The sequence below is a fragment of the Paenibacillus aceris genome, assembly GCF_017874035.1.
Taxonomy (GTDB): Bacteria; Bacillota; Bacilli; order Paenibacillales; family NBRC-103111; genus Paenibacillus_E; species Paenibacillus_E aceris.
In genome coordinates this window covers 1-22,845 of sequence record NZ_JAGGKV010000014.1, presented here as the reverse complement: position 1 = coordinate 22,845, position 22,845 = coordinate 1, and the positions used below count along the sequence as shown (strand labels likewise).

At 46.7% G+C, this 22,845-nt stretch carries 19 protein-coding genes; 13 read left to right on the top strand and 6 right to left on the bottom strand.

What is annotated here, in order from left to right; all coding sequences use genetic code 11:
• Positions 1-48 precede the first annotated feature (48 nt).
• Positions 49-1,248 (top strand): MFS transporter, encoded by a 1,200-nt coding sequence (locus tag J2Z65_RS22685; RefSeq protein ID WP_167052608.1) that lies wholly within the window; start codon positions 49-51, stop codon positions 1,246-1,248.
• A gap of 52 nt (positions 1,249-1,300) precedes the next feature.
• Positions 1,301-2,272 (top strand): 2-hydroxyacid dehydrogenase, encoded by a 972-nt coding sequence (locus J2Z65_RS22680; RefSeq protein WP_167052562.1) that lies wholly within the window; start codon positions 1,301-1,303, stop codon positions 2,270-2,272.
• A gap of 19 nt (positions 2,273-2,291) precedes the next feature.
• Here the strand turns inward: J2Z65_RS22680 and J2Z65_RS22675 are convergent, their stop codons facing one another.
• From J2Z65_RS22675 to J2Z65_RS22655, 5 genes are read right to left on the bottom strand one after another with little or no spacing between them, the layout of a single operon-like run.
• Positions 2,292-3,404, bottom strand: coding sequence for a GerAB/ArcD/ProY family transporter (locus J2Z65_RS22675; protein ID WP_167052563.1), 1,113 nt, complete (start codon positions 3,402-3,404; stop codon positions 2,292-2,294).
• Positions 3,405-3,420: 16 nt separating this feature from the next.
• The gene (locus J2Z65_RS22670; protein WP_167052564.1) at positions 3,421-4,524 is read right to left on the bottom strand and encodes a GerAB/ArcD/ProY family transporter; all 1,104 of its coding nucleotides are present in this window, start codon (positions 4,522-4,524) and stop codon (positions 3,421-3,423) included.
• 27 nt (positions 4,525-4,551) lie between these two features.
• On the bottom strand, positions 4,552-4,794 hold the full coding sequence (locus J2Z65_RS22665) for a hypothetical protein (RefSeq protein WP_167052565.1): 243 nt from the start codon (positions 4,792-4,794) through the stop codon (positions 4,552-4,554).
• A 5-nt stretch (positions 4,795-4,799) separates the two neighbouring features.
• Positions 4,800-5,993, bottom strand: a complete 1,194-nt coding sequence (locus J2Z65_RS22660) for a Ger(x)C family spore germination protein (RefSeq protein ID WP_167052566.1) — start codon at positions 5,991-5,993, stop codon at positions 4,800-4,802.
• 19 nt (positions 5,994-6,012) lie between these two features.
• Complete coding sequence (locus J2Z65_RS22655; RefSeq protein ID WP_167052567.1) at positions 6,013-7,575, bottom strand: spore germination protein; 1,563 nt, start codon at positions 7,573-7,575, stop codon at positions 6,013-6,015.
• Positions 7,576-7,828: 253 nt separating this feature from the next.
• Between J2Z65_RS22655 and J2Z65_RS22650 the strand changes: the two genes are divergently transcribed.
• The gene (locus J2Z65_RS22650; RefSeq protein ID WP_167052568.1) at positions 7,829-8,251 is read left to right on the top strand and encodes a universal stress protein; all 423 of its coding nucleotides are present in this window, start codon (positions 7,829-7,831) and stop codon (positions 8,249-8,251) included.
• Between the two features lie 715 nt (positions 8,252-8,966).
• On the opposite strand, the gene J2Z65_RS22645 is transcribed toward J2Z65_RS22650, so the two are convergent.
• Positions 8,967-10,016 carry a LacI family DNA-binding transcriptional regulator gene (locus tag J2Z65_RS22645; protein WP_193580753.1) on the bottom strand — a complete coding sequence of 350 codons (1,050 nt, stop codon included), beginning with the start codon at positions 10,014-10,016 and terminating at the stop codon, positions 8,967-8,969.
• Positions 10,017-10,289: 273 nt separating this feature from the next.
• Here J2Z65_RS22645 and J2Z65_RS22640 point away from each other — a divergent pair, with 273 nt between their 5' ends.
• From J2Z65_RS22640 to J2Z65_RS22595, 10 genes are all read left to right on the top strand, one after another.
• Positions 10,290-11,723, top strand: coding sequence for an L-fucose/L-arabinose isomerase family protein (locus J2Z65_RS22640; protein ID WP_167052569.1), 1,434 nt, complete (start codon positions 10,290-10,292; stop codon positions 11,721-11,723).
• 13 nt (positions 11,724-11,736) lie between these two features.
• Positions 11,737-12,582 carry a transketolase gene (locus J2Z65_RS22635; protein WP_167052571.1) on the top strand — a complete coding sequence of 282 codons (846 nt, stop codon included), beginning with the start codon at positions 11,737-11,739 and terminating at the stop codon, positions 12,580-12,582.
• A 1-nt stretch (position 12,583) separates the two neighbouring features.
• Complete coding sequence (locus J2Z65_RS22630; protein ID WP_167052573.1) at positions 12,584-13,525, top strand: transketolase family protein; 942 nt, start codon at positions 12,584-12,586, stop codon at positions 13,523-13,525.
• Positions 13,526-13,530: 5 nt separating this feature from the next.
• A complete protein-coding gene (gene glpK / locus J2Z65_RS22625) occupies positions 13,531-15,027 on the top strand; it encodes a glycerol kinase GlpK (RefSeq protein ID WP_167052575.1) in 1,497 nt (498 codons plus the stop codon).
• A gap of 29 nt (positions 15,028-15,056) precedes the next feature.
• Positions 15,057-15,995, top strand: a complete 939-nt coding sequence (locus tag J2Z65_RS22620) for a nucleoside hydrolase (protein ID WP_240159469.1) — start codon at positions 15,057-15,059, stop codon at positions 15,993-15,995.
• 390 nt (positions 15,996-16,385) lie between these two features.
• The gene (locus J2Z65_RS22615; RefSeq protein WP_193580754.1) at positions 16,386-16,829 is read left to right on the top strand and encodes a MarR family winged helix-turn-helix transcriptional regulator; all 444 of its coding nucleotides are present in this window, start codon (positions 16,386-16,388) and stop codon (positions 16,827-16,829) included.
• A complete protein-coding gene (locus J2Z65_RS22610; protein ID WP_167052577.1) occupies positions 16,826-17,485 on the top strand; it encodes an HlyD family secretion protein in 660 nt (219 codons plus the stop codon). Before J2Z65_RS22615 ends, J2Z65_RS22610 begins: the two co-directional genes overlap by 4 nt.
• A gap of 9 nt (positions 17,486-17,494) precedes the next feature.
• Positions 17,495-18,811: an efflux RND transporter periplasmic adaptor subunit gene (locus J2Z65_RS22605; RefSeq protein WP_167052579.1), complete on the top strand. Its 1,317-nt coding sequence runs from the start codon at positions 17,495-17,497 to the stop codon at positions 18,809-18,811.
• A 14-nt stretch (positions 18,812-18,825) separates the two neighbouring features.
• Positions 18,826-20,451 (top strand): DHA2 family efflux MFS transporter permease subunit, encoded by a 1,626-nt coding sequence (locus J2Z65_RS22600; RefSeq protein ID WP_167052581.1) that lies wholly within the window; start codon positions 18,826-18,828, stop codon positions 20,449-20,451.
• An 86-nt stretch (positions 20,452-20,537) separates the two neighbouring features.
• Positions 20,538-22,286 carry a hypothetical protein gene (locus J2Z65_RS22595; protein WP_167052583.1) on the top strand — a complete coding sequence of 583 codons (1,749 nt, stop codon included), beginning with the start codon at positions 20,538-20,540 and terminating at the stop codon, positions 22,284-22,286.
• Positions 22,287-22,845 lie beyond the last annotated feature (559 nt).

Below are 22,845 nucleotides of genomic sequence, written 5' to 3'. Positions count from 1 at the left end.
GATTGCAGCGTGGAGAAGCGTTTGGAAAATCCTAAAAGGATCTATGCCATGCAATTGGCAACGATTTTTCTAGGCTTCATCGTTTTTGGTTTTTCAGAGAATATCAAAGGCCCCGCAATTCCAAGAATTCAATTTGATTTCATGTTAAATGAATCGCAGCTTGGCACACTGTTGTCGCTCAATGCGCTTGGTTATTTAATCGCTTGTTCATTCACAGCCTTTTTAACTCGATTATGGGGGATTAAAATCGTAAGTATAACTGCTTTTGGAGCTATGATCATTTCAGGGATCTTTATTTATTTCTCCGGCAGTTATCCGCTATTTTCCTCGTCTTATTTTCTCATGTACATCGGCAATGGGATGCTTGAGATTGCGTTAGCCATTTTAGGTGCGAGAATTTTTGTGAAAAATACGGGGACGATGATGAACTTGACTCATGGCTTCTATGGACTCAGTTCTACTGTAGCCCCCTTGATTGCAACAGGGCTTATGACGGTAAGCATGTTCGGTCATACGCTCGATTGGCGTGGTATGTATGTAGTCATGCTTTCATTGTCCATTTTTCCGATCCTATTTGCCTTGCGCAGTTCCTTCCCTGTCGACAAGCTCCCGCATGGGGACCGGGTGCCTCTGAAAATGCTCATGCGAGACCCCGTCTTATGGTATATGGTACTGATCCTTTCATTCGGCGTGGTATCGGAGTTGGCGGTTGGCGGTTGGTTAGTTAATTTTCTGGAGAAAGCTTACGCATGGGAAACGGTTAAGGCTTCCGGGATGTTGTCTGCTTTTTTTCTCTGTTTTGCACTTGCAAGGCTTCTATTGGGAGCGGTTACGGATAAAATCGGATTCACTTTGTCGCTGATTATTTTCTCGGGATTTTCTGCCGTTTGCACGTTTGCCGCGATTGCGGGAGGAGAACCCATTGCTTTTTTGTTCGCGGTAGCGGGAATTGGCATAGCGATGATTTATCCGACGGTTATGGCGTTTATTGCAAAAAGATATCCTAACGGCAGTGATACTGCGATAACGTTTACGGTTACGTTAATGGGAGTAGGCAGTGTCGTCGGCAATTATCTCATTGGAGGTGTCATTGAATTGGTTAAAGAGCTTTATGGAGCAGACACCCAGATCGGACTGATTCGCGGTTTGCAGACCGGATATGGATTCATCGGCTTGTGCGCAGCGATATGCGCAGTATGCAGTTATCTGCTCTACCGCATTTTAAAAAAGAAAAAAGAACTTATATGAATCTTGCAATTTATGGTACGATGCATTCATAGTCTGGAAGGGAGTTTTGAGGATGAGGCCAAAAGTATTTCTTGCAAAGCAAGTTCCAAGCGAAGTGGAAGCTTACATCGCACAGTACTGCGATTATCGGAAGTGGGACAGGGAGGAGGAAATTCCTCGTCATCAGCTTTTAGAGGAGTTGTCCGACGCGGATGGACTTTTAATTTCTGGCGGAAGCATTGATCAGGAACTGTTGGATCATGCACCGAAGCTCAAAATTGTTAGCAATGTCTCGGTTGGTTACAATAATTTCGATACTGCGGCTATGAAGGCTAGGGACGTGATGGGGACTCATACCCCGGGCGTATTGGACGAAACGGTGGCTGACACGGCTTTCGGACTCATCCTGGCTGCAGCCAGAAGAATTCCGGAGCTTGACGCTTACGTGAAGGCCGGCAACTGGAAAAAGGGCAGCGATGAGCGCAATTTCGGCGTAGATGTCCATCATGCTAAGCTCGGGATTATTGGTATGGGACGCATTGGGGAAGCGATTGCAAGACGGGCGAAATTCGGCTTCAGCATGGATGTTATGTACTACAACCGCAGCAGAAAAGAGGATGCCGAGCAGAAGCTTGGCGTAGTTTACCGCTCCTTGCAGGAGCTGCTGCAAGAATCTGATTTTGTCGTGTTAATGACGCCGTTGACGCCAGAAACAAACCGATTAATCGGCCGTGAAGAACTAGCTCTTATGAAGAAAACGGCCATCTTTATTAATACGTCACGCGGGCAAACAGTTGATGAAGAAGCACTTATTGAAGCATTGGAAAAAGGAAGCATCCGCGGCGCAGGTCTTGATGTTTTCGAGCAAGAGCCAGTAGATCCGGACAACAAGTTATTGAAAATGCCTAACGTTGTCACTCTGCCTCATATCGGATCGGCTACGCACCAAACGCGTTTCGATATGGCGATGCTTGCAGCGAATAATTTGGTGAAGGGCGTGCAGGGGGAAGTTCCTCCTAACCTTGTCGCCGAGTTGAGGAGATAGGGAGAAGCCGGTATGCGGATTATGCGTGCCGGCTTTTTTTATTTGACAGTCCCTTCCGCATCCAGCCGATCAACAAAATGGCAAGTGGATAAATAATGCCTAAGATGAGGGCAAGAGGAATATAAGTGTGGTTATCCCATTTCTGTTCAAAGGCTTCATTCGGGTAAACAACAAGGGATAGGACGATAACTATCAGCCCAATAGGATTACATATTGTTTTGTAGTCACGCAGCTGGAGTGCATGGGCTAAACCTTTAAGCGTAGTATGAAAGTACATTGAAGTTTTGAAGTAAATGGATACAAGCCAAAGGAAGGCTACGACCACTTCAATTCGCTGCAAAAAATTTCCGATGCTTATTCTTTGTGCCAAGGCGTAGCTGGGGAAAGCTTGCATGGCTGTCGTATCAGCCCCTAAGACCAGAACACTGGATACGACGAGCAGAAGCAAGGTTATGCCGCTAATAACAACACCTACGAGATAACCTTTCTTAGCTCTTTGTATATTCGATACTTGATGAAGAATGGGGGTAATCGTAATAAATAAGGTGATAAAGGTAAAGCAGGTGATTCGGATTGCAGGCCTAAGAATAGTAAGCGGAGCTGCTTCCCCAATCGGAAGGAAATTGTTTAATTCCATATTTGGAATATTCATCGTCATGAACAAAATAAACAAAAGTATGAGCCAGGGAAAGAAGATTTCAGCCGTTCTTAGAAAAACGACCGTTCCCAGTTTGGCTCCCATCATAACGATGACCATAAATAAGATATTTATGGATTGGACAGGCGTTGACGGCATGATTTGAGTGACCATGAAATTCCCCACGTAAAAAACGTCCTGTGCACCAAAGATAAGCGTTAAAAGGGAAATGATCATGGTGATGAGCCTGCCCAACCACTTGCCGAACACGAGGTCATTGATGTCGAATAAAGAAGAAGCCGGGAAATTCTTGGCCACGGACATATAGAGGATTGTGAGAATAATGCCCATACCAATACTCAGCAAAAGCGGCATCCATGCATCCTGCTTGGCATCTGCTGCTACCGACGCCGGAATGACCAGAATAGCTGTTCCAATGGAATTGAGGATGACGATAATCATGAGTTGCCGCGGGGAAATGGACTCTTTGACCATGCAAGCACGTCCTTGTTTAGCCGTTTTTGACTTTTTTTCTACGAATATAGCCAATGCAGATCAGTAGAGCAGGATGCAGGCATCCGAAGCATATTCCCAGCGACACCCATGCAAATTTATCCCATTCATGGATGTAGGCCACATTCGGGTAGACCATTAACGAAAGTACGGTCACAATGAAACCTGTTGGCGTTGCCAGCGATCTGTAATTTTGAAATTGAAAAAGAGAGGCAATGGCTTTGAGCGTTACGTGAAAATAAAGCGAAAGCTTGAAATAAATGGAAATAAACCACAAGAAAGCGACCGTAACCTCGATCCGTTGAAGGAAGTTCCCGACACTTATTTTTTTGGCGAGCGCATAGGTTGCATAAACATATCGTGACGATGGGTCGGCGCCCATCACAAGAATGCCCAAAAAAGTGATTACGATCATCATGATCCCGCTCATTATGCCCCCATAGAAGAAAGACTTGTTGAATCTTGCAGGAAATTTGGCCTCTCTTGAGATTAGGCAGACGGTAAAAGCGATCGGAAAATAGGAATACACGACCATGAACAAAGCCGGACGGGCAATGGACAGAATGCTTGCTTCACCCATCGGAAGAAGATTTTTCATACTGGACTGAGGCGCCACAAAGATCACCAAAAGGAAAAACAGCAAAATAATCCATGGGAAAAAGATTTCTGCGGTTCTCCCCAAAATGACCACGCCTAGCTTAGCGCCAATGACGACGAACGTCATCATGAGAATATGAATGGATTGGATCGGTGTCGTTGGCATAATCTGTGTAGTCATGAAGGTGCCAATATAGAATAGGACCTGCGCGCTGAGCACGAACATCATATAGATGTAGAAGAAGTTCACCGCTTTGCCAAGCCATTTCCCCAGTAAAAGCTCATTCATGTCAAAAAGCGTCATAGCTGGGAACATGTTGGCCAACTTGACATACATCCAAATAAATAGCAAACCGCTGCCTACAGCCGCCATTCCGGCAATCCAGGCATCCTGTTTTGCTTCTGCTGCCAAAATGGAAGGGACGACAAGGATGGTTGTTCCCACCGAAAACAAAAAAATAAGTATCATGAGCTGCCGAGCCGTTAATGTGCTTTCGTTATTCATGCCCCGCCTCCAATGCCGAGCCTAACTTTACTTGTTAATTAACCCGATTTGCAATAAGAGTTTGGTTAAAGGGGCCATGAGCAGTGTAATCCAATCGGCCGGATTTGGGAGTGCTTTCCCCATACCTTTGAGCGTAGCAAGCGTGTTGCCAAGCAGCATGAGTGAGATGTACAGCCAGACCTCCTTTTTACATCCTTGTTTCCATAAGCGAGGAACTTCATACCACGCGATAAGAATGGAAAGTGCAAGTATACTAATGCCAACTAACATAATGGCTACTCCTTCATGTCATTTACAACCGAGTCCCCCATAGTTCCTGCACCTCTCACTTTGGCAATGACATTCAGGTGGGGATCCACTTGTTTAAAAATTTGTTCCCAATGATCCTTGACTTTGTTCCAATATTTCGGATCGGCACGGTGAACAGCCTCGCCAAATCCATAAATATCTGCTCCTAGCTGTTGCGTCTTTTTAATCGTGCTTTCCATATTGCTTTTCAAAAATTCAACGTATTGTTTATCCAGATACGCGATCGTTTCTGTTTTGAAAAGGTTAATTTTACACTCTACATCGGAGACGTTCCCTTCCGTTCGAGTTTCAATGAAGATCTCGGGATTATCGTTTTTTACGACAGCGTATATTTTACTTTTAACACGGGCGATATCGATCCCAATGTTCCCGCCTTCCGGACAGACAAGATGGATGGAGGAGCGCTTGGATTGATTGGTGATAACCGAATAAGCACGGGACTCCTTTTCATTAAGCCAACCAACGAGCTTATCTTTTTTAATGATCGCATTTCCCGAATATTGCAGCCGCACACGAGGCGTCGTGTAATTGATATTGTTGTTGTTCGTGCCTGAAGTATGATCTCCGATGATTTGAATGCCTGATATGACGGAGCTTTTCCCAGGGGTCACGATCCCGCTCGATAATTGATCGAGTTTAATCGTAACCGCAGAGGTCCACTCTTTTTTGGCTGCTTCAAGGGAATTGAAAATATAGTTCGCCGGGACTTTCTCAAGCGGCGTCATGACGCTTAATAAGTCCTTGGCTGAGCTATTCCTTGCAATGACAACATCGAAATCTGTCCGGAATTCGCTCCCTCTCATAAGATAGTCCATCGCCTTGACAATCCCTTTGGTGGCTAGGTCCTCCGATAAGACAAGGATACGAATGTGTGCGAAATAGATGTTTCTTGAGATGGACGACGTCAATCTTCTGACAGCTTCATTCAAGGTCACGCCTTTGGAAGAATAGACGATAACGGGAATTTCATGATCCCCTTTGGCTTTTGTAACACTTCCCGGATTCACAATCTGAACGGTTAACTCAAACTGACCATCCGACATATCAATGCCCACACCTTCGGCGATGGCAATATCGTTCAACTCTCTGCGGCTCCAACAGCCGCTTAATAATAAGACGATAGATAGTAAGCAAGCTGTTAGTCGCATCCAGGATATCAAATGGGCCTCGTTCCTCCCTTTAAGGTTTGAAGGGCTTTCTACCCGCTTTCTTGATCACATTATTCGTATGAACGGTACGGACTCTTGAAAATAAGGATTGAAAGGGCATCCGAAATAAGGCGTCCTTTTGCTTGTTCAATTCTAACGGGGCAAAAGGGCTTAGGTAAGGTACGCCAAACGATTGCAAGCTGTTCAGATGCAAGATTAACCCAAGCAAACCCGCCAGAATCCCGAAAAATCCAAAGGAAGCCGCTAAGGCCATCAGCGGAAACCGCAGAATGCGAATGGCGTTTGATAAGTCATAGGACGGGAAGACAAAACTGGAAATCGCTGTAATGGAAACCACGATAACCATCGCGGCGGATACAATGCCGGCTTCGACCGCTGCTTGTCCGATCACCAATGTTCCGACGAACGAAAGTGCGGAACCGATGCTCCGCGGCATGCGCAGTGCGGCTTCCCGCAGCACTTCGAACGTAATCTCCATTAATAAGGCTTCGATGAACGCAGGAAAGGGAATGCCTTCCCTTTGGGCTGCAAGGGAAATGAGCAGTTGAGTCGGCAGCATCTCTTGATGAAAGGTTGTGATGGCTACATAGAAAGATGGCGCTAGCAGTGCAATGAGAAACCCGGCATAACGAAGTATTCGGACTAAAGTGCTGATATCCACGCGATGATAGTAGTCCTCGGAAGCTTTCAGGAACGTCTCAAACAGAGCGGGGGCAATGAGCACGAAAGGGGTGCCGTCAACAAGAATGGCAACTTTGCCTTGAATCAGTTCAAGTGCGACGACGTCCGGGCGCTCTGAGTTATACACAGTTGGAAAAGGCGTAATGACTTCATCCTGAATGAGTTCCTCCACATTGCTGCTTTCGAAAATACCGTCTATCTGAATCTGACTCAAACGGTTGCGAGCCTCGATAATGAGCGATTCCTGGGCGATACCGTGCACGTACATCAGGACTACATCAGTTTGGGTCACCTTGCCGACCTGAAATGTTTCCACCCACAAATTCGGATCTTTAATTTTTCTCCGGATGAGAGCCGTATTCGTTCGAATCGATTCCGAGAAAGATTCCCGCGGTCCGCGCACGACGGTTTCTACATTCGTTTCCGTCACACCGCGGTCTTTCCAACCCTTTGTACTTGCGGCAAGACAGGTGGTATAGCCGTTCATCAAAATGATGGAGTCGCCCGATAGTAGATGATGGAACAACTTTTTCATATCGGAGACTTGCTGGATTTCGCCAATCGTCAGTGTATGTAATTCTAATACGTCAAATGGATTTTGCTCAGGATCAATCTCCAAGGAATCTGTCATCATGGATCGCATGATGAAATCATTTATGACGTTGCCATCCACAAGGCCGTCGGTGTATAGAATAGCAACGTCCTCTGTAATCGAGTTATAAGTAAATTCTCGAATCACAATATCGGTGCTGTTTCCAAGACATTGCCTGACATAATTCGTATTTTCTTGAATGGTTGTAAATAAAGGCATGGATGCCATCGGTTCGACGATAGTGTTGCTTTGTTTTGGAAGCGTGGAATGCTTTTTGGAACTCAGCCAATGAGCGAACATATGGTATTTTCTCCAAGCTCTAGGATGTTGTGTTAGTATCTTTTCCTTAACTTTCCTGAGGTATGCGCGCAAAGAAAGCCCATTCCAGCTTGAGGCTTTGAATAAGCTTCCCGGAAATGGTGACTTGTCCAAGGAAAATGTAAACTTGGGGTTTGAAAGGGCATAGATTCGGGTACTTATGTCTAGGACGAGACTGACAACCGGCGTTAATTTACGTTTATATTGGAGGAGAAATCAAGGGAGGGAAAAACTAATGTACAACCACATTCTTGTTCCTATCGACGGTTCTGTGCAATCCGATCAAGCGCTGGATCATGCGATTATGCTCGCCAAGCATATATCCCCGCAAGCGCGAGTAACCGCACTTCACGTTAATCAGCTGCTGACACTAAACGAACCGCCAATAAGTGTTCCGCTTAGTGACATCCTGGAAGAGGAAGGTCGCAAAATTATTGAGCCAGCGTCGGCAAAATTATCGGCGAGTGGTCTTATATTCGATTGTGCGACATGGACGGGAGACCCTTCAACCGTGATTTGCCATAAAGCGGATGCGGATGGACACGATTTGATCGTCATGGGCAGCCGCGGGGCAGGTCTCATGTCTGAAATCCTCCTTGGCAGCGTAAGTCACAGTGTTGTCAAGCATGTGCAATGTCCGGTATTGATAATTAAATAATGAATAATTGAGAGGAATCTCCCGAATTTAGCGACGATTTATAGGGTTCATCAATCAAAAAAAGCTGCACTTATCGGCCTGAAAGCCGAGAAGGAGCAGCTTTTTTGATGGTACAAGCCTATTGCCATTTGGAGAAGGGGGAGGCTGCGGGTGGGGGCTCAATGTGGACTACTCTAGGATCGCTCCTACTGTATGAAATCGATGCTTCTAGGAGTCAAAGGGAACGATGATCGCTCTATTGCATGAAATCGATACTTCTGGAAATCAAAGGGAACGACGTTCCGCTATTTTCCATGAAATCCGTGATTCCTGCAGTCAGTGGGAACGATGATCCGCTAATTTGCCAATATGAGCTTAAAAGTAAGCTCAATGGTTTAAATAAGGTCTTGTAGTTCCCCCTAAGCCGCAAGAATGGCCCATCCCGCTCAAATAGCGCCCTGCAGTTCCCTCAATATCAAAGGGACTGCTCCTGAGCAAAGTATGATCCCTTATATTTCATGAAATCGATGCTTCTGGAAGTCAGTGGGAACGGCGTTCCGCTATTTTCCATGAAATCCGTGACTCCAGCAGTCAATGGGAACAATGATCCGCTATTTCCGTGAAATTCTTGTTTCCTGAAATCAATGGAACTACGATCCGCAACTTTGCCGTAGTGAAACTATCTACTTTCGCGACAGCCACAATTACGCCCAAGCCCATGCAGCCCTCAACTGCATCAGTTAGCGCCAGTACGCGGAGGGTGAGAGGAGTGCCGCTCGATAAAACGGGTGTCCACCCTGATTTTGGAGGTGGCCTCTACGCCGTGCTCGATGGATTCGATCAACAAGTCGACGGCCAATTGAGCCATCCGCTTTTTCTCCACGTGGATGGTAGTAAGCTCCGGCGAAATGATGCGGGACTCCGAGATATTGTCAAAGCCAATGACAGACACTTGTTCAGGCACCCGGATGCCAAGCTCGGTTAATGTTTTCATTGCGCTGATAGCGATGTAGTCACATTCGCAAAAGATCGCTGTCGGCAGCTGGCGGCCCGTCTCCATATAGGCTTTCAGCTGGCCCTTAAGATCTTCCTGGGACGACAGCATCGTTGGTGCAACAGCAAAAATGTGATCAGGATGAATCTCCAGCCCCTGCTCTTGCAACGCTTCATAAAAACCCACTTTACGCTCCTCGAAGTTTTGAATACGAACGTTCGATGCAATATAGCCAATTTCCTTGTGACCGATGCCGCATAGATGAGTTCCAGCTTGATAAGCTCCCATAAAATTATTGATGCTGACAAAATGAACAGGCAGTTTATCGAAACAGTTGTCGAGGACAACAAGGTGAGGCCCCAGCCGATTGGAAATGTCCAATATTTCTTCAGGACTAAGGTTATTGCCAAGCAAAATAATGCCGTCGCTTTGGTGATCCTCCGCGAGCGTTCGAATTTCGCGTTCAAAATGCTCCATATCTACCGATGAAAACAGCAAGGAATAGCCTTTAGAGCGGCAGCGATCCTCAATATAATGAATCAGCTCTCTAAAAAAGGGCTGCTGATAATATGCCTCAAGCACGATGCCCGAGTTAGTAAAAACCAGAAAAGAGAGCGATCTCACGGAGCTTTCGGCTGAAGTCGCCCGAGGCTTCGGGGAATATCCGCTTTCCCTGGCGATTTCAAGTACACGGTCCCTGGTTTCGGAGCTAATCCCGGTCTTACCGTTTAGAGCAAGCGATACGGCAGATTTGGATACACCGGCCAGTTTTGCAATATCTTCCATTTTCAAATCAAACAATCCCCATTCACTAAATTAGTTGAGTGAGTTTAGTTTATCCTTAATGAATAAAAAACGCAATAATAGAACTTGATTTAACTAAACATTTTATATAAATATAAACTAAACTTATTTAAAAACTGCATTGACGTCCTAAAATTGTCATGTTAGCATAGGTTTATTCATAAAAATAACTAAACAAACTCGAGTGAACATGGAAAAAGTTGAGTTTAAAATCAACTCTTTTGTTTAGTTGTTTAGCTAAACTTTTCAGGAGGCACATCTATGAAAAAATTAAAGCTGGGTTATGCGCCCACCCGCAGATTCGTTTTTAGCGCAGAAGATGCGTTCAAGTACAAAGTGCTGATTAGGGAAAAAATCCAAAGTTTCGGATTGGACATCGATATTGTCGATCTTGAAGGGATCAATTCGGAAGGGCTGTTATATGACGATAACATTAACGCCGATCTCATTATCAATCGTTTTAAACAAGAGGAAGTCGATGCGGTCTTCTTCCCGCACTGTAACTTTGGCACGGAGGATACGGTTGCACGGGTAGGTAAAGCGCTGGGCAAGCCGGTACTGCTCTGGGGGCCGCGCGATGAGGCTCCACTCGAGGATGGCATGCGGCTTCGGGACACACAATGCGGACTTTTTGCGACAGGCAAGGTGCTTCGGCGCTTCAATGTTCCATTCTCCTATGTGACGAATACGCGTGTGAATGATCCTGTTTTTGAAAGAGGCTTCTCGAATTTCATTTCCGCTGCCAATGTTGTTCGTCAGTTCCGTTCGCTGCGCATTTTGCAAATCGGCCCTAGACCGGCGTCTTTCTGGACGATGATGTGCAATGAAGGCGAGCTGCTGGAGCGGTTCGGCATCGAGCTGCATCCGATCACGCTCGTTGACATTCAGCGCGCATCCAAGCGTATCGAAAACGGCCAATCCTCAGAATTGGCACAAGCGATGGATTATATCAAAGAGAAGCTGGATTGGTCTGAAGTGACGGAAGCGGATGTAAGGCGTATCGCGTCGCTGAAAGTGGCAATGAAGCAGTACGCGCAGCAAACAGGCAGTACGGCGATAGCCATTCAGTGCTGGTCATCTTTGCAGGAAGCCATGGGAATTATGCCTTGCTTGGCAAACGCCATTTTGACTGACGAACAGATCCCGGTAACATGCGAAACGGACATCCACGGCGCGATCACTTCTGTAATGGTTCAGGCAGCTGCGATGAATGAAGCGCCGACGTTTTTTGCGGATTTAACCGTCCGCCATCCGGAGAATGCCAACGGTGAATTGCTGTTCCACTGCGGGAATTTTCCAGTTTCTCTTTCCGTCGAGAATAAACCGAAGCTGCGCAAGCATTTCTTGTTCGATGATCATGCGCCGGGAACGCATGAAGGTGAGATTAAGGGCGGCGGCATGACCTTGGCACGTTTTGACGGCGATCATGGCGATTACCAACTATTTCTGGGTAAAGCACAGGGCATTCAAGGACCGTATACACGTGGGTCTTATGTATGGGTTGAAGTGAACGATTGGCCGTTATGGGAAGAGAAGCTTGTGAAGGGACCTTATGTGCATCATTCCGTAGGTATTCATGCCAATGTCATCCCAGCTTTATATGAAGCATGTTCGTATATTCCAGGGCTAACACCGGACCCCGTTGATCCGACGGAAAGCGAAATTCAGGCTTGGCTGCGAGGCAAAGGTCTGTAAATAAGGAGGACATATGGAAATCAGGGCGCTTCAAGCGAAAGCAACGCAAATCAGGATGGATTTATTGCAAATGATTGCTCAGGCACAAACCGGCCATACCGGCGGTTCACTCAGCAACACCGATATTTTAACGGCACTATATTATCGCATTATGAATATTGATCCTGCGAGACCCAAGGCTGCAGATCGGGACCGGTTCGTTTTGAGCAAAGGTCATTCGGTAGAGTCGCTTTGGTCGATTCTCGCCGACCGCGGCTTTTTCCCAAAAGAGGAGCTGGCGACATTTAGCAGGTTCGGCACGAAACTCATCGGACATCCAAACAATAAAGTGCCCGGCATCGAGATGAACACAGGCGCGCTGGGGCATGGATTGGCTGTTGCAGTCGGAATGGCGCTTGCCGCGAAGAAGGATAGCGCAGCCTATCGAACTTACTGTCTCATGGGAGACGGTGAGCAGGCGGAAGGCTCCGTATGGGAAGCCGCGATGGCGGGAGCTCACTATAAACTAGATAATTTAATCGGGATTATCGATCGCAATCGGTTGCAAATCAGCGGTACTACGGAAGACGTGATGGGTTTGGATCCACTTGAGGACAAGTGGACAGCTTTTGGCTGGCATGTTGTTTCGATCGACGGCAACGATATGCAAGCTTTGGTGGAAACGTTCGAAGCGGTACCCGCTCACCGAGGCAAACCGACGCTCGTGATGGCGAATACGGTTAAGGGCAAAGGCGTTTCATTTGCAGAAAATGTTCCACATTGGCATCATCACGTGCCTAACCAAGCCGAATTGGAGAAAGCTCTGGCAGAGTTGGCGGCCGCATTCGAGAACTACGAGCAGAAAGGGCAGGTGCGTTAAAATGAACATGATTCCAAATCGTCAGGTCATATGCGAGACGCTGCTGGAACAAGCACAGCATGACCGTTCCATCATGGTGCTTGCCAGCGATTCAAGAGGTTCGGCGGCTATGGGGCCATTCGCCAAAGCGTTTCCGGAACAATTCGTCGAGGTGGGGATCGCGGAGCAAAATATCGTCGGCATTTCCGCAGGGCTTGCCCACAGCGGTAAAAAGCCGTTCGTTACTTCTCCGGCTTGCTTCCTTAGCATGCGCAGCATTGAGCAAATTAAAGTAGATGTGGCTTACTCTGCCACGAACGTCAAGCTCGTCGGCATCAGCGGAGGCGTTAGCTACGGCGCGCTTGGCATGTCGCATCACTCCGTCCAGGATGTAGCCGTTATGCGGGCAATACCGGGTATCGCTGTAATGATGCCGGCTGACCGTCATGAAACGAAGCGGATGACGGAAGCGCTAGTTAACCACGATGGCGGCGTCTATGTTCGGATTGGCCGTAACGCGGTAGAAGATGTGTATGAGTCAGATAATTATGAATTCATTATAGGTAAAGCAGTTAGGATGCGCGAAGGCAGTGATGTGACGATCATCGCAGCAGGTGAAACCGTTCGCGTGGCACTGGATGCTCATGAGGCCCTGAAGGAAGCGGGCATATCTTGTCGCGTTATCAATATGCATACGATTAAGCCCTTGGATGAAGCAGCCATTATTGAGGCTGCGCAAGAAACAGGCCACTTGATTACTGTGGAAGAGCATAGTGTTCATGGCGGACTAGGCGCAGCTGTATCGGAAGTTGTCGTTCAAAATTGCCCAGTACCTATGCGTATAATCGGTATCCCGGATGAGCCGGCCATTGCCGGTAAAACCGCTGAGGTTTTTAAGCATTATGGAATTAGCAGCAGCAATCTTAAGCGTGTGGCGCTTGACATGCTTGGCAGACAGGAGTAATGACGATGGAGAAATCCTATCTGCTTTCGATTGATCAAAGCACTTCAGCTACGAAAGCACTGGTTATCGACCGCTCAGGACAGATTATTGCCCGAAGCGCTATCTCGCATCGTCAATACTATCCGCGTCCTGGTTGGGTCGAACATGATCCTATGGAAATTTACGGAAATGTCATTCGATCCGCGCATGAAGCTTTAGCCACTGCCGGGATCGGGCCGGAATCGCTAGCCGCATTAACGATGACGAATCAACGGGAGACCGCGGTGCTGTGGGATCAAACGACAGGGCTTCCTGTGCATGCCGCAATCGTATGGCAATGTCAGCGAACGGCTGACCAGTGTGCCATTTATAAAGAGGCCGGTCATGAGGAGACGGTACGCGACAAGACTGGGCTGATGCTTGATCCGTACTTCTCGGCCGCCAAATGGGGCTGGATGTTGCAGCATGCGGAGGATATCGGCGAGAAGCTTGCGGAAGGCAGGCTTCTTGCCGGCACAATCGACAGCTGGCTGCTGTGGAAGCTGACCGGCGGCAAGGCGCATGCGACGGATTACACGAATGCCAGCCGCACCTCGCTTTTTAACATCCACACTCTTCAGTGGGATGAGGAATTATGCCGCCTCTTTGGCGTGCCCGTTGAATTGCTGCCCGAGGTTAAATCCTCGGATGAGATTTTTGGCTACACGGGAGATGTGGCGTTATTTGGTGATTGCCACGTTCCTATAACAGGAGTGATCGGCGACTCGCAGGGTGCTTTATTCGGAAATCAGTGCTTCGAGGCGGGCATGGCCAAAGCCACTTACGGCACCGGTACTTCGGTGTTGATGAATGTTGGGGAGAAGCCGATTCCCTCTGGCAATGGGCTAGTGAGCGCCATCGCTTGGGGCCGAGGGGGCAAATTGACATACGCCGTAGAAGCCGTCATTCGCACCTCTGGCGACAGCTTGACTTGGGTTCGCGATAATTTGGGTTTGTTCCGCACATTTGAGGAAATGGAGCGGATGCTCGAACATACGCCGGATAGTGAAGGTGTTTATTTGGTGCCCGCGTTCGTTGGGCTTGGCGCGCCTTACTGGGATTCTTATGCCAGAGCTTCCATTACGGGGATGAACCGTGGGACGACCAAGGCGCATATCATCCGGGCCGCTATTGAAAGTATCGCTTATCAAGTATACGATGCTGTGAAGCTGATGGAAGATGAAACCGGTGTCGCGCTTCAAGAATTGCGGGCAGATGGCGGTGCTTCTGACAATGGGAGCCTGATGCAATTTCAGGCCGACTTGCTGGGTAAATCTGTCGTGAAGCCGGAAGTTGCGGAATTGTCCGCATTGGGCTCCGCTTATTTGGGTGGTGTTGGGATCGGCTTCTGGCCTTCACTCGAAGCGGTATGTTCAAAGCAAAAAGGTTCATTAACGTATCAGTCCAAAATGAAACCGGAAGTGCGTGAAGCCTATTGTTTGGGGTGGAAAAAGGCTGTAACTTCCGTGTTATCGTATGTCTGAAAGATAGATGCGAGGAGGAGAGGGAGTTTATGCCGCACCATTTTATGCCCTATGAGGTTCCAGAGCAAAAGCAGGTTCGCGTCATTATTAATACCGACGCCAAATGCGAAGCGGATGATCAATACGCGATCGTGCATGCGATTTTGTCACAACGCTTACAAATTAAGGGGATTATCGGTGCCCATTTCGGTACAAGAAGCGATACAGCAATGGAAGAATCTTATGAGGAAGTTGAGCATGTGCTTCAGCTAATGGGAATGAGAGATCAGTATGACGTCTATCGGGGGGCTCCTCACAAAATCCCGGATGTCCGCACACCAGTGCCTTCCGAAGGCAGCGAGCTGATTATCAATGAAGCGATGAAGGATGATCCGAGACCTTTATTTGTCACGTTTCAAGGACCGTTAACCGATTTGGCTTCCGCTTATTTGCAGGAGCCGAGAATCGCGGATCGCCTTATTGCTGTTTGGATCGGGGGAGGTACGTATCCTGAGGGGCATGAGGAATTTAACTTATCCAATGATATCGATGCGGTTAATGTCGTTTTCAACTCACCTATTCCGTTGTGGCAGGTTCCTAAGAATGTGTACGAAATGGTTCGCGTTGGCATTGCCGAGCTGGCGGTAAAGGTTCGTCCTCATGGCCGCATCGGCAGCTATTTGTATGACTACCTTGTCAATCACAATATGCAAAACGGACATCGTCCGGAGTGGCCAAAAGGGGAAACCTGGGTGCTCGGCGATTCACCGGCCGTTTCTCTGCTGCTGGAAGAGCAAAGGTTCGATTATGAAATGATCGAGGCGCCGAATGTCGATGCCGATATGCTTTATATCCCTAAGCCGGGCAACCGCAAAATCCGTGTGTATCGTAGTGTGGACTCAAGGTTTATTTTGGAGGATTTTTACGCCAAATTGGCGTTGTTTGCTCTCTATGAAAAGGAGCGGGATTCACAGCAGCGCGGGCAGTAGCTTTACTGTGATGCAGCACGCGCAAACTCTCCTCATTAGCGTTGTGAAACAAGCTTAAATATCGTGGAACCGCATTCCACGCTCCCCGAACTCACTGAGCGAGCACAAAAGGCCGTCTCGTACCGTAGCCGAAGATTTACGAATACATACCGTTTATTAAAAGATCACTTGATGGTGATCTTTTTTTATTTTCAAGCTGAAGATGGGAATACTTCAAATCTCCTGTTTTATTGCTCGCTCAGGAGCCGAAAAATATAGGATTTTCCCCTTTTCCTTGATATTCCAAATCACAATTCTACATATATCCAGTTTCATAAAAGCATGGTATGATGTGTGATGTCGCAATATTTCGTATGCGAATGATATAGGTTTGTATAAGGGGGGCGCATTTTGGAAGAGGTTAGAGATCTTGTGGCTGAATTTACGAGGCTGCATAAATTACGGGCTTCTTTATTGTATCGAGAACTTCAGCGAGAAGAGCTTACGGGACCTCAATTGTTTATTTTACGGGAATTATTTCAGAAGCAACCTAGAAAGCTTGGGGATCTTGCCCAGTCTGTGCAGCTCAGTAATAGCACAGTGTCAGGTATTGTAGACAGGCTGGAACGTGATGGAATGGTGGAACGCAAGAGAGATGAGCAAGATCGCAGGGTGGTCTGGATTGGTACGACAGATATTTGCCAGCAGATGAAGAAAGCGAAGATTGAGACCATGAATAGTGAGTTTTATGCAGGTTTAGAAAACGCCTTTACACCTGAGCAAATAGAGACTTGCAAAGAAGTGGTGGGAACACTTATTAAACATTTGGAGAAAAAGCTGGAGGGAACGGAATGAAACGTAAATTAATTTTAATTATTATTCTGGCTGTTATTGTGATTAGCGGAGCCTATATCGGCGGTTATTACTGGTATCAGGGCGCTAACTACGTTGCGACAGACAATGCCCGTATCTCTGGAGATATTTATCGCGTCATGCCTCGTATTTCCGGCAAAATCAATACGCTGGGCATTAAGATGGGCGATACGGTTGTGGCGGATCAAATCGTCGGACAGCAGGATATTACGAACTTATCGAATAGTTTATTAGATCAAGCGTCATTACGCTCTCCAATTAGTGGAACAGTGATTCAAACTTCTGCTAAGGTTGGCGAAGTGGTGGCTCCCGGGCAGTCCGTAGCCATGATTGTGGATAAGAACGCCCTATACGTATCCGCCGACATCGATGAGACGAAGATCAAAAAAGTCCATGTGGGGCAGCTGGTAACATTTGATGTCGATACATATGGCAAAACAGAGTTTCAAGGGAAAATAATGGAGATTGGTCAAGCGACAGCATCTACTTTCTCCTTGCTTCCGACAACAAGTTCAAGCGGGAATTTTACCAAAGTAACACAACGGATGAGTGTAAAAGTTTCTATAGACGATCATAAGGGATTGGATCTAGCACCGGGAATGAATGCTTCGATCAAAATCCATATCAAAGGGGAGTAAGGATTGCCCATGAAAAAACATCTTAATGTAGTCTTAACTTTAAGTGTTCTGGCCGGTTCAATGATACTTGCGAGCGGCTGTACTTCCTCGCCGACTAGCGCTGCACAATCAACCGTGCCTTCGGTCAAGGTGATTACAATCAACAGTTCGAATGCAGTCGGAGCGAGCGGTAAATTAGCAACGGATCAAACCGTTCAAGTCGTGTCCAAAATAGGCGGTAAAATTGCCTCTGTTTCCGTAGAAGAAGGCGCCAAAGTGAAAAAGGGCGATCTGCTTGTGCAGCTCGACACCGAAGATTTACTGCAGCAGTTGGATCAAGCACAAGCGGGTCTGACGGCTTCGCAGGCCAAATTGGCGGATACGGAAGCTGGTGCCCGTTCGCAGGATGTGCAGGCGGCAACGTCAGCGGTTGAGCAAGCCAAAGCGGCTGTTAATCAAGCTAAAGCAGGGGTGTCGCAAGCACAGGCGGCTTTTGATCTTGTGACCAAAAACTACAATCATGCAAAGAATTTTTATGATCAAGGCGATGTTAGTTCGGACGAATTGGATAAAGTAACGCTCGATTACGAAAAAGCCAAGTCGGCTAATGATTCCGCTATTTCGCAACAACAGGCAGCGAATGCGCAATTGTCTGCCGCAGAGGCGAAGCTAGGCTTGGTTAGAGAAGGTGCAACGGCAAATACTTTAGAACAATTAAAAGCCGATGTAACAGCAAAGCAAGCTGCTTTGAATCTCGTTCAGATCGCTATTAAAAATGCCGGAGTCGTGTCCCCTATCGATGGTGTCATTGTTAAAAAGAACGTAAACGCAGGGGAAATGGCGCAAGCGGGTGCCGCTTTATTGACCGTTGTAAACATGGATAAAGTGAAAGTTGAAGTTAGCGTGCCTGAAGGAATGATTAATTCGATCAAGCAAGGAGCTAAAGGAACCGTTATTGTCCCTAGTATTCCTGGTAAAACGTTCGAAGGAACGATCTCCTTTGTAAGCCCGGTTTCCGACACGAATAATAATACATTTCCAGTTAAGCTGACGGTAAACAATCCAGATGGAACTTTACATGCAGGTGCTGTAGCTAGTGTTGCTTTCGGAGACAGCAGTAATGAAAGTCGTATTGAAGTGCCTAAAGTCGCTCTTATCCAAAAAGACGGCAAATCCGTCGCTTTCAAACTCAGCGGTGACGCCGTACAATCTGTCGTGCTGCAGACCGAAGATAAGAACCAAGACTGGGTATACCTCAAAGGAGACTCGGCTCTGAAACCGGGTGATAAAATCGTCTTGAACCCAGGTGACAAGCTGACAGACGGAGCCAAGGTTCATGCCGAGTAAAGGAGGCTGCTACAATGTCAACAACAACGGCAGATACAGCTACTCCGGCAGTTGAGCAGCAAGAGGAGAAAATCACCGTCTATCAGTGGTTAGCGCTGTTAGTACTCATTCTAGGCACCTTTTTAGCTATTTTGGACAATAGTTTAATGAACGTCGCGATACCAAAACTTATGGCTGTATTCGGTTCTACATCTACGGAAATTGAATGGGTTGTTACGGGCTATATGCTCGCATCTGCTGTTGTTGTTCCTATGGGTGGCTTTCTAGCTGACCGATTCGGTTACAAAACAACGTTTCTGACAACGGTGAGCGCTTTTATCGTTGGCTCAATTTTGTGTGGGATTGCTTGGAGCGACACGAGTCTTACTATTTTCCGAATTATTCAAGGGCTTGGCGGCGGCTTTATTATGCCAGTCGGTATGGCCATGCTTTACCAGATCATGCCTCGCAGTAAAATTCAAGTTGCCATGGGAATCTGGGGGATTGCGGCGATGGCTGCGCCTGCCATGGGGCCTACCTTAAGCGGATATTTAATTGATAATTTTAGCTGGCGGTATTTATTTTACATTAACGTTCCAATTGGTATCATTGCCGTAGGTCTTGGTTTGATTATTTTAAAAGAGACACCGAGACGTGCAGGACTGAAGTTCGATTATGTCGGCAGTATCTTATGTATGATTGTTTTCAGCACGCTGCTCTTGGCATTAACGGACGGCCAGGCGGACGGGTGGACTTCATTCTATATCGTGAGTTTGTTCTTCATTTCTATCTCAAGTTTTATCCTATTAATTTGGATAGAGCTTGGCAAAGAGAATCCAATTATGGATTTTCGATTATTCAAAAACTCAGTGTTTACGTTAAGTTTGGCAGCTTCAAGCTTCGTTATGATTTCCATGCAGGGCGGGATTTACATGATGCCGATTTTTCTGCAAAATGTAACGGGATTGACGCCAATGCAAACAGGGCTGGTTATGATGCCGCAATCGATAGCGATGGCATTCATGATGCCTGTTGCAGGGAAGCTTGTTTCCAAATACGGGGTCGTACCGCTAAGTATCGTAGGTTTGGCTATTATTGGCTTTACGACCTTAGAAATGCATGTGCTTTCTCAGCAAACGTCTACTCATTGGATAAGCGGCTTGCTCGTTATCCGAGGGATTGGGATTGGTTTGTGTATGATGCCGTTATCTTCAGCCGGGATGAATACTTTGCCTAACCATTTGATTGGCAGAGCCTCCTCCGTGTCTAACGTTGTTCGTAACGTCATGGCATCGCTTGGTATCGCCTTGCTGACCAGTATTATGAATAACAAATCAACGCAGTTCGGAGTAAGATTCAATGAATCCATTTCTACGAATACACCTGCGTATGCTGATTTTCAGACAAATGTCGTTCATCGTTACTTAGAACTAGGGACGGACGCAAGCTCAGCTTCCGGTGGTGTTATCGGCGTTCTTTTCGGACTCGTACAAAAAGAGGCTTTGACAAGAGCGATTGCAGACACATTGATGGTATCTGCGATTCCAGCTTTCATTGCGATCATCATGGTCTTTTTTATGCGGAAGAAAAAGAAAAGCCAGGCAGTCGAGCAGCAATCTACGGATTCTGATGCTCAGCACCATGTGATGATTGAAATGTAAATGAAGATAGTTTTGCTAAAGCAAAACTCGGCTTATGCTTACGAAGAAAGTTTTGCTAAAGCAAAACTCTTAGGAGGAACTAAACGATGAGAATTCAATTCAAACAAGTAGCTATGACGCTCGTTCTGTCATCTTCTTTGCTGATGTCGGGACTCCCGGCGCTAGCCGATGGAACAGATGCAGCTGCGGTTCAAACGATCGCAGCTCCAGTCTACCAAATAAGCGACAGCCTTCAAGTTACGATTGAAGGTGTCACTAGTGAGAAAACAGCAAACGGAGTACGTCTTGGCTCTGTCATCAAAGTAACGAACACAAGCAATCAAACCCTTCGAATTCCAGACTATGAGCTTAAAGTCAAAACAACGGATGGTATCGTGTATACTTTACGCCCAAGCAGCAGCAATGCACACGGGGTGCAGCCGGAGTCGGAAGTCGAATTGACCTATTTGAAAGTCATTAACCGTCAAACGGAAGTGGCTCTAACCGATCTATCGCTGATTGATGTTAACTATGATGTGTATCCGAAACAGGAAAAAACGTTGCTTTCGGCCCCGATCGACGGGCTGGTATGGAATGGAAATCGCGGAGAGTTTAAAAAGGCCCCTGCGTCCATAAAGTGGGGAGAATCGTTCAGCATTCCAACTGTGGCATCGCCATTGCAATATAAAACAGTAGATGTCACCAAAAGCAACAGCAATGAAGGCGTTGTTTATGTTGTGAAGCTCTTGGTTACCAATCCGAACGATCAATCCGAAACACTGCCAACAATTGAATTGGATGGTAAGTCCAAAACGAATCTGTATACAGGCAAGCTGGTTGAAGCAGATCCTGTCGTGCTGGATGCAGGCCAGAGCAAATATGTGCATTTTGCGATTCGCGCCGATATGGATACCGTGCTGGACAGCATCAATGTTCTGACATCGGAAAGCTTTACGCAAGCAGATGCAGCAGGTAACGTAAAAACTACAGCTTTCACGATTGGAAAACTAAATATTGAGATGCCAGGCGCTGCAAGTGCTAGTGGCAGCTATACTTACGGCACGCCGATTACTTTTGAAAAATGGAATGACGTGATTAATCAGGATCTTGATGTGGCCTTGGTAGAGCTGCATGTTGCGGACAACAAAGATCAAGGCAGCAAAGTGGCTTTTGCTAAGTTTACTTTGACGAACAAGGGTGTAAGTGACATTCCTGTCCCTGCTTTCCAAACCATGTTGTCGAGTCCGTCAGGCTATGATTACACAGGTTCCAGACAAAATGATGTTCAGAAGTCTATCGCACCTGGAACATCAACGGTTGTCAGTTATGCATTTGTTCTGCCCGTTGCTGAGACGAGCGATACATTCACGATGAAAGTGCAAAATGAAATCAATGGACAAACGGGCGGAGAAACGAAACCGACGTTCAAATCAACGATTGCCTCTTATCAAGTAACCGCACAGGAACAAGAGGACAGGCATGAGATCTCTTTGTATCCGTACAAGGTTAATTTGAAAGACTATCTCTTGTCACAAATCACGGTCCCAGGACAAACAATAGCTCTCAATTACACTTATAAACTACAACTATATCTGGATCTCATTCGTGATCCTAAGGTGTTGGTTGACAATAACTTTTCCAAATTGAAATTTGAGCTGGTTGATCGTTCGGGAACCATTTTGGGTTCTAAAATATTCCCGTTCACTGGCACGGACCGTTTAGTTAATGGCAAACAAACGTTAACCTTTAGCAATTTAACAACGGATCAAATTCAAAATAATGTTATCGTTAACGTTTATGAAGTGCTGAATACGCCTGCAGGCGAGGTAGATCGACTACTTACAGAGCTGAAATAGCAACGATAGGTGACCCTTACTTTGTGAGGGTCTTTTTTGTGCGACGGGCAGTCGCAACTTTAGCGGATATACGCTATGAGCAACGAATACAAACGACGATGACGTTACCTTGGTAAATACGAGTCGAGAGTTTGGAAAGTTATTTTCTCGAAGGTGAAAGTCCTTCCTCAAGCTTTCTGGTAAGACTTGAGAAGCTTAATCTAGGGCAATATCGCGAGGTACTTGTCTGAAGGAGATGCGGAAAATCGAGAGATCCGTAGGCGGATGAGCAGACCCAAATGCGAAAGCGTGAAGCACGCAGCGGCAGGGTAAGTCGGCGACTGTGCGAAGATAACGGGAAGCCTAGGAAAAAAAATTGCTATCCAAATGAACCAGACGAATGGCAATGGCTTATCAAGTGAAGGTGCTGGGTATGTTCAGAAGGAAGATGCGATGACCCCGTGAGATTCTCCACTTCCCTGAGGAAAAAAAAAAAATCAGGATGGCTACATATAAGGTTTCGCCGAAGTTGTAGTCGTGGTGGAGAATTCAGACGTTCTCATAGTACGGAAGTAACTAG

Excerpts from the sequence above, each read along its gene's own strand:
- J2Z65_RS22630 (WP_167052573.1), top strand. The coding sequence starts at position 12,584 with ATGAACATGATTCCAAATCGTCAGGTCATATGCGAGACGCTGCTGGAA.
- J2Z65_RS22605 (WP_167052579.1), top strand. The coding sequence starts at position 17,495 with ATGAAAAAACATCTTAATGTAGTCTTAACTTTAAGTGTTCTGGCCGGT.
- J2Z65_RS22685 (WP_167052608.1), top strand. The coding sequence starts at position 49 with ATGCAATTGGCAACGATTTTTCTAGGCTTCATCGTTTTTGGTTTTTCA.
- J2Z65_RS22635 (WP_167052571.1), top strand. The coding sequence starts at position 11,737 with ATGGAAATCAGGGCGCTTCAAGCGAAAGCAACGCAAATCAGGATGGAT.
- J2Z65_RS22600 (WP_167052581.1), top strand. The coding sequence starts at position 18,826 with ATGTCAACAACAACGGCAGATACAGCTACTCCGGCAGTTGAGCAGCAA.
- J2Z65_RS22655 (WP_167052567.1), bottom strand. The coding sequence starts at position 7,575 with ATGTTCGCTCATTGGCTGAGTTCCAAAAAGCATTCCACGCTTCCAAAA.
- J2Z65_RS22610 (WP_167052577.1), top strand. The coding sequence starts at position 16,826 with ATGAAACGTAAATTAATTTTAATTATTATTCTGGCTGTTATTGTGATT.
- J2Z65_RS22665 (WP_167052565.1), bottom strand. The coding sequence starts at position 4,794 with ATGTTAGTTGGCATTAGTATACTTGCACTTTCCATTCTTATCGCGTGG.
- J2Z65_RS22680 (WP_167052562.1), top strand. The coding sequence starts at position 1,301 with ATGAGGCCAAAAGTATTTCTTGCAAAGCAAGTTCCAAGCGAAGTGGAA.
- J2Z65_RS22650 (WP_167052568.1), top strand. The coding sequence starts at position 7,829 with ATGTACAACCACATTCTTGTTCCTATCGACGGTTCTGTGCAATCCGAT.
- J2Z65_RS22640 (WP_167052569.1), top strand. The coding sequence starts at position 10,290 with ATGAAAAAATTAAAGCTGGGTTATGCGCCCACCCGCAGATTCGTTTTT.
- J2Z65_RS22595 (WP_167052583.1), top strand. The coding sequence starts at position 20,538 with ATGAGAATTCAATTCAAACAAGTAGCTATGACGCTCGTTCTGTCATCT.
- J2Z65_RS22670 (WP_167052564.1), bottom strand. The coding sequence starts at position 4,524 with ATGAATAACGAAAGCACATTAACGGCTCGGCAGCTCATGATACTTATT.
- J2Z65_RS22675 (WP_167052563.1), bottom strand. The coding sequence starts at position 3,404 with ATGGTCAAAGAGTCCATTTCCCCGCGGCAACTCATGATTATCGTCATC.
- J2Z65_RS22620 (WP_240159469.1), top strand. The coding sequence starts at position 15,057 with ATGCCGCACCATTTTATGCCCTATGAGGTTCCAGAGCAAAAGCAGGTT.
- glpK (WP_167052575.1), top strand. The coding sequence starts at position 13,531 with ATGGAGAAATCCTATCTGCTTTCGATTGATCAAAGCACTTCAGCTACG.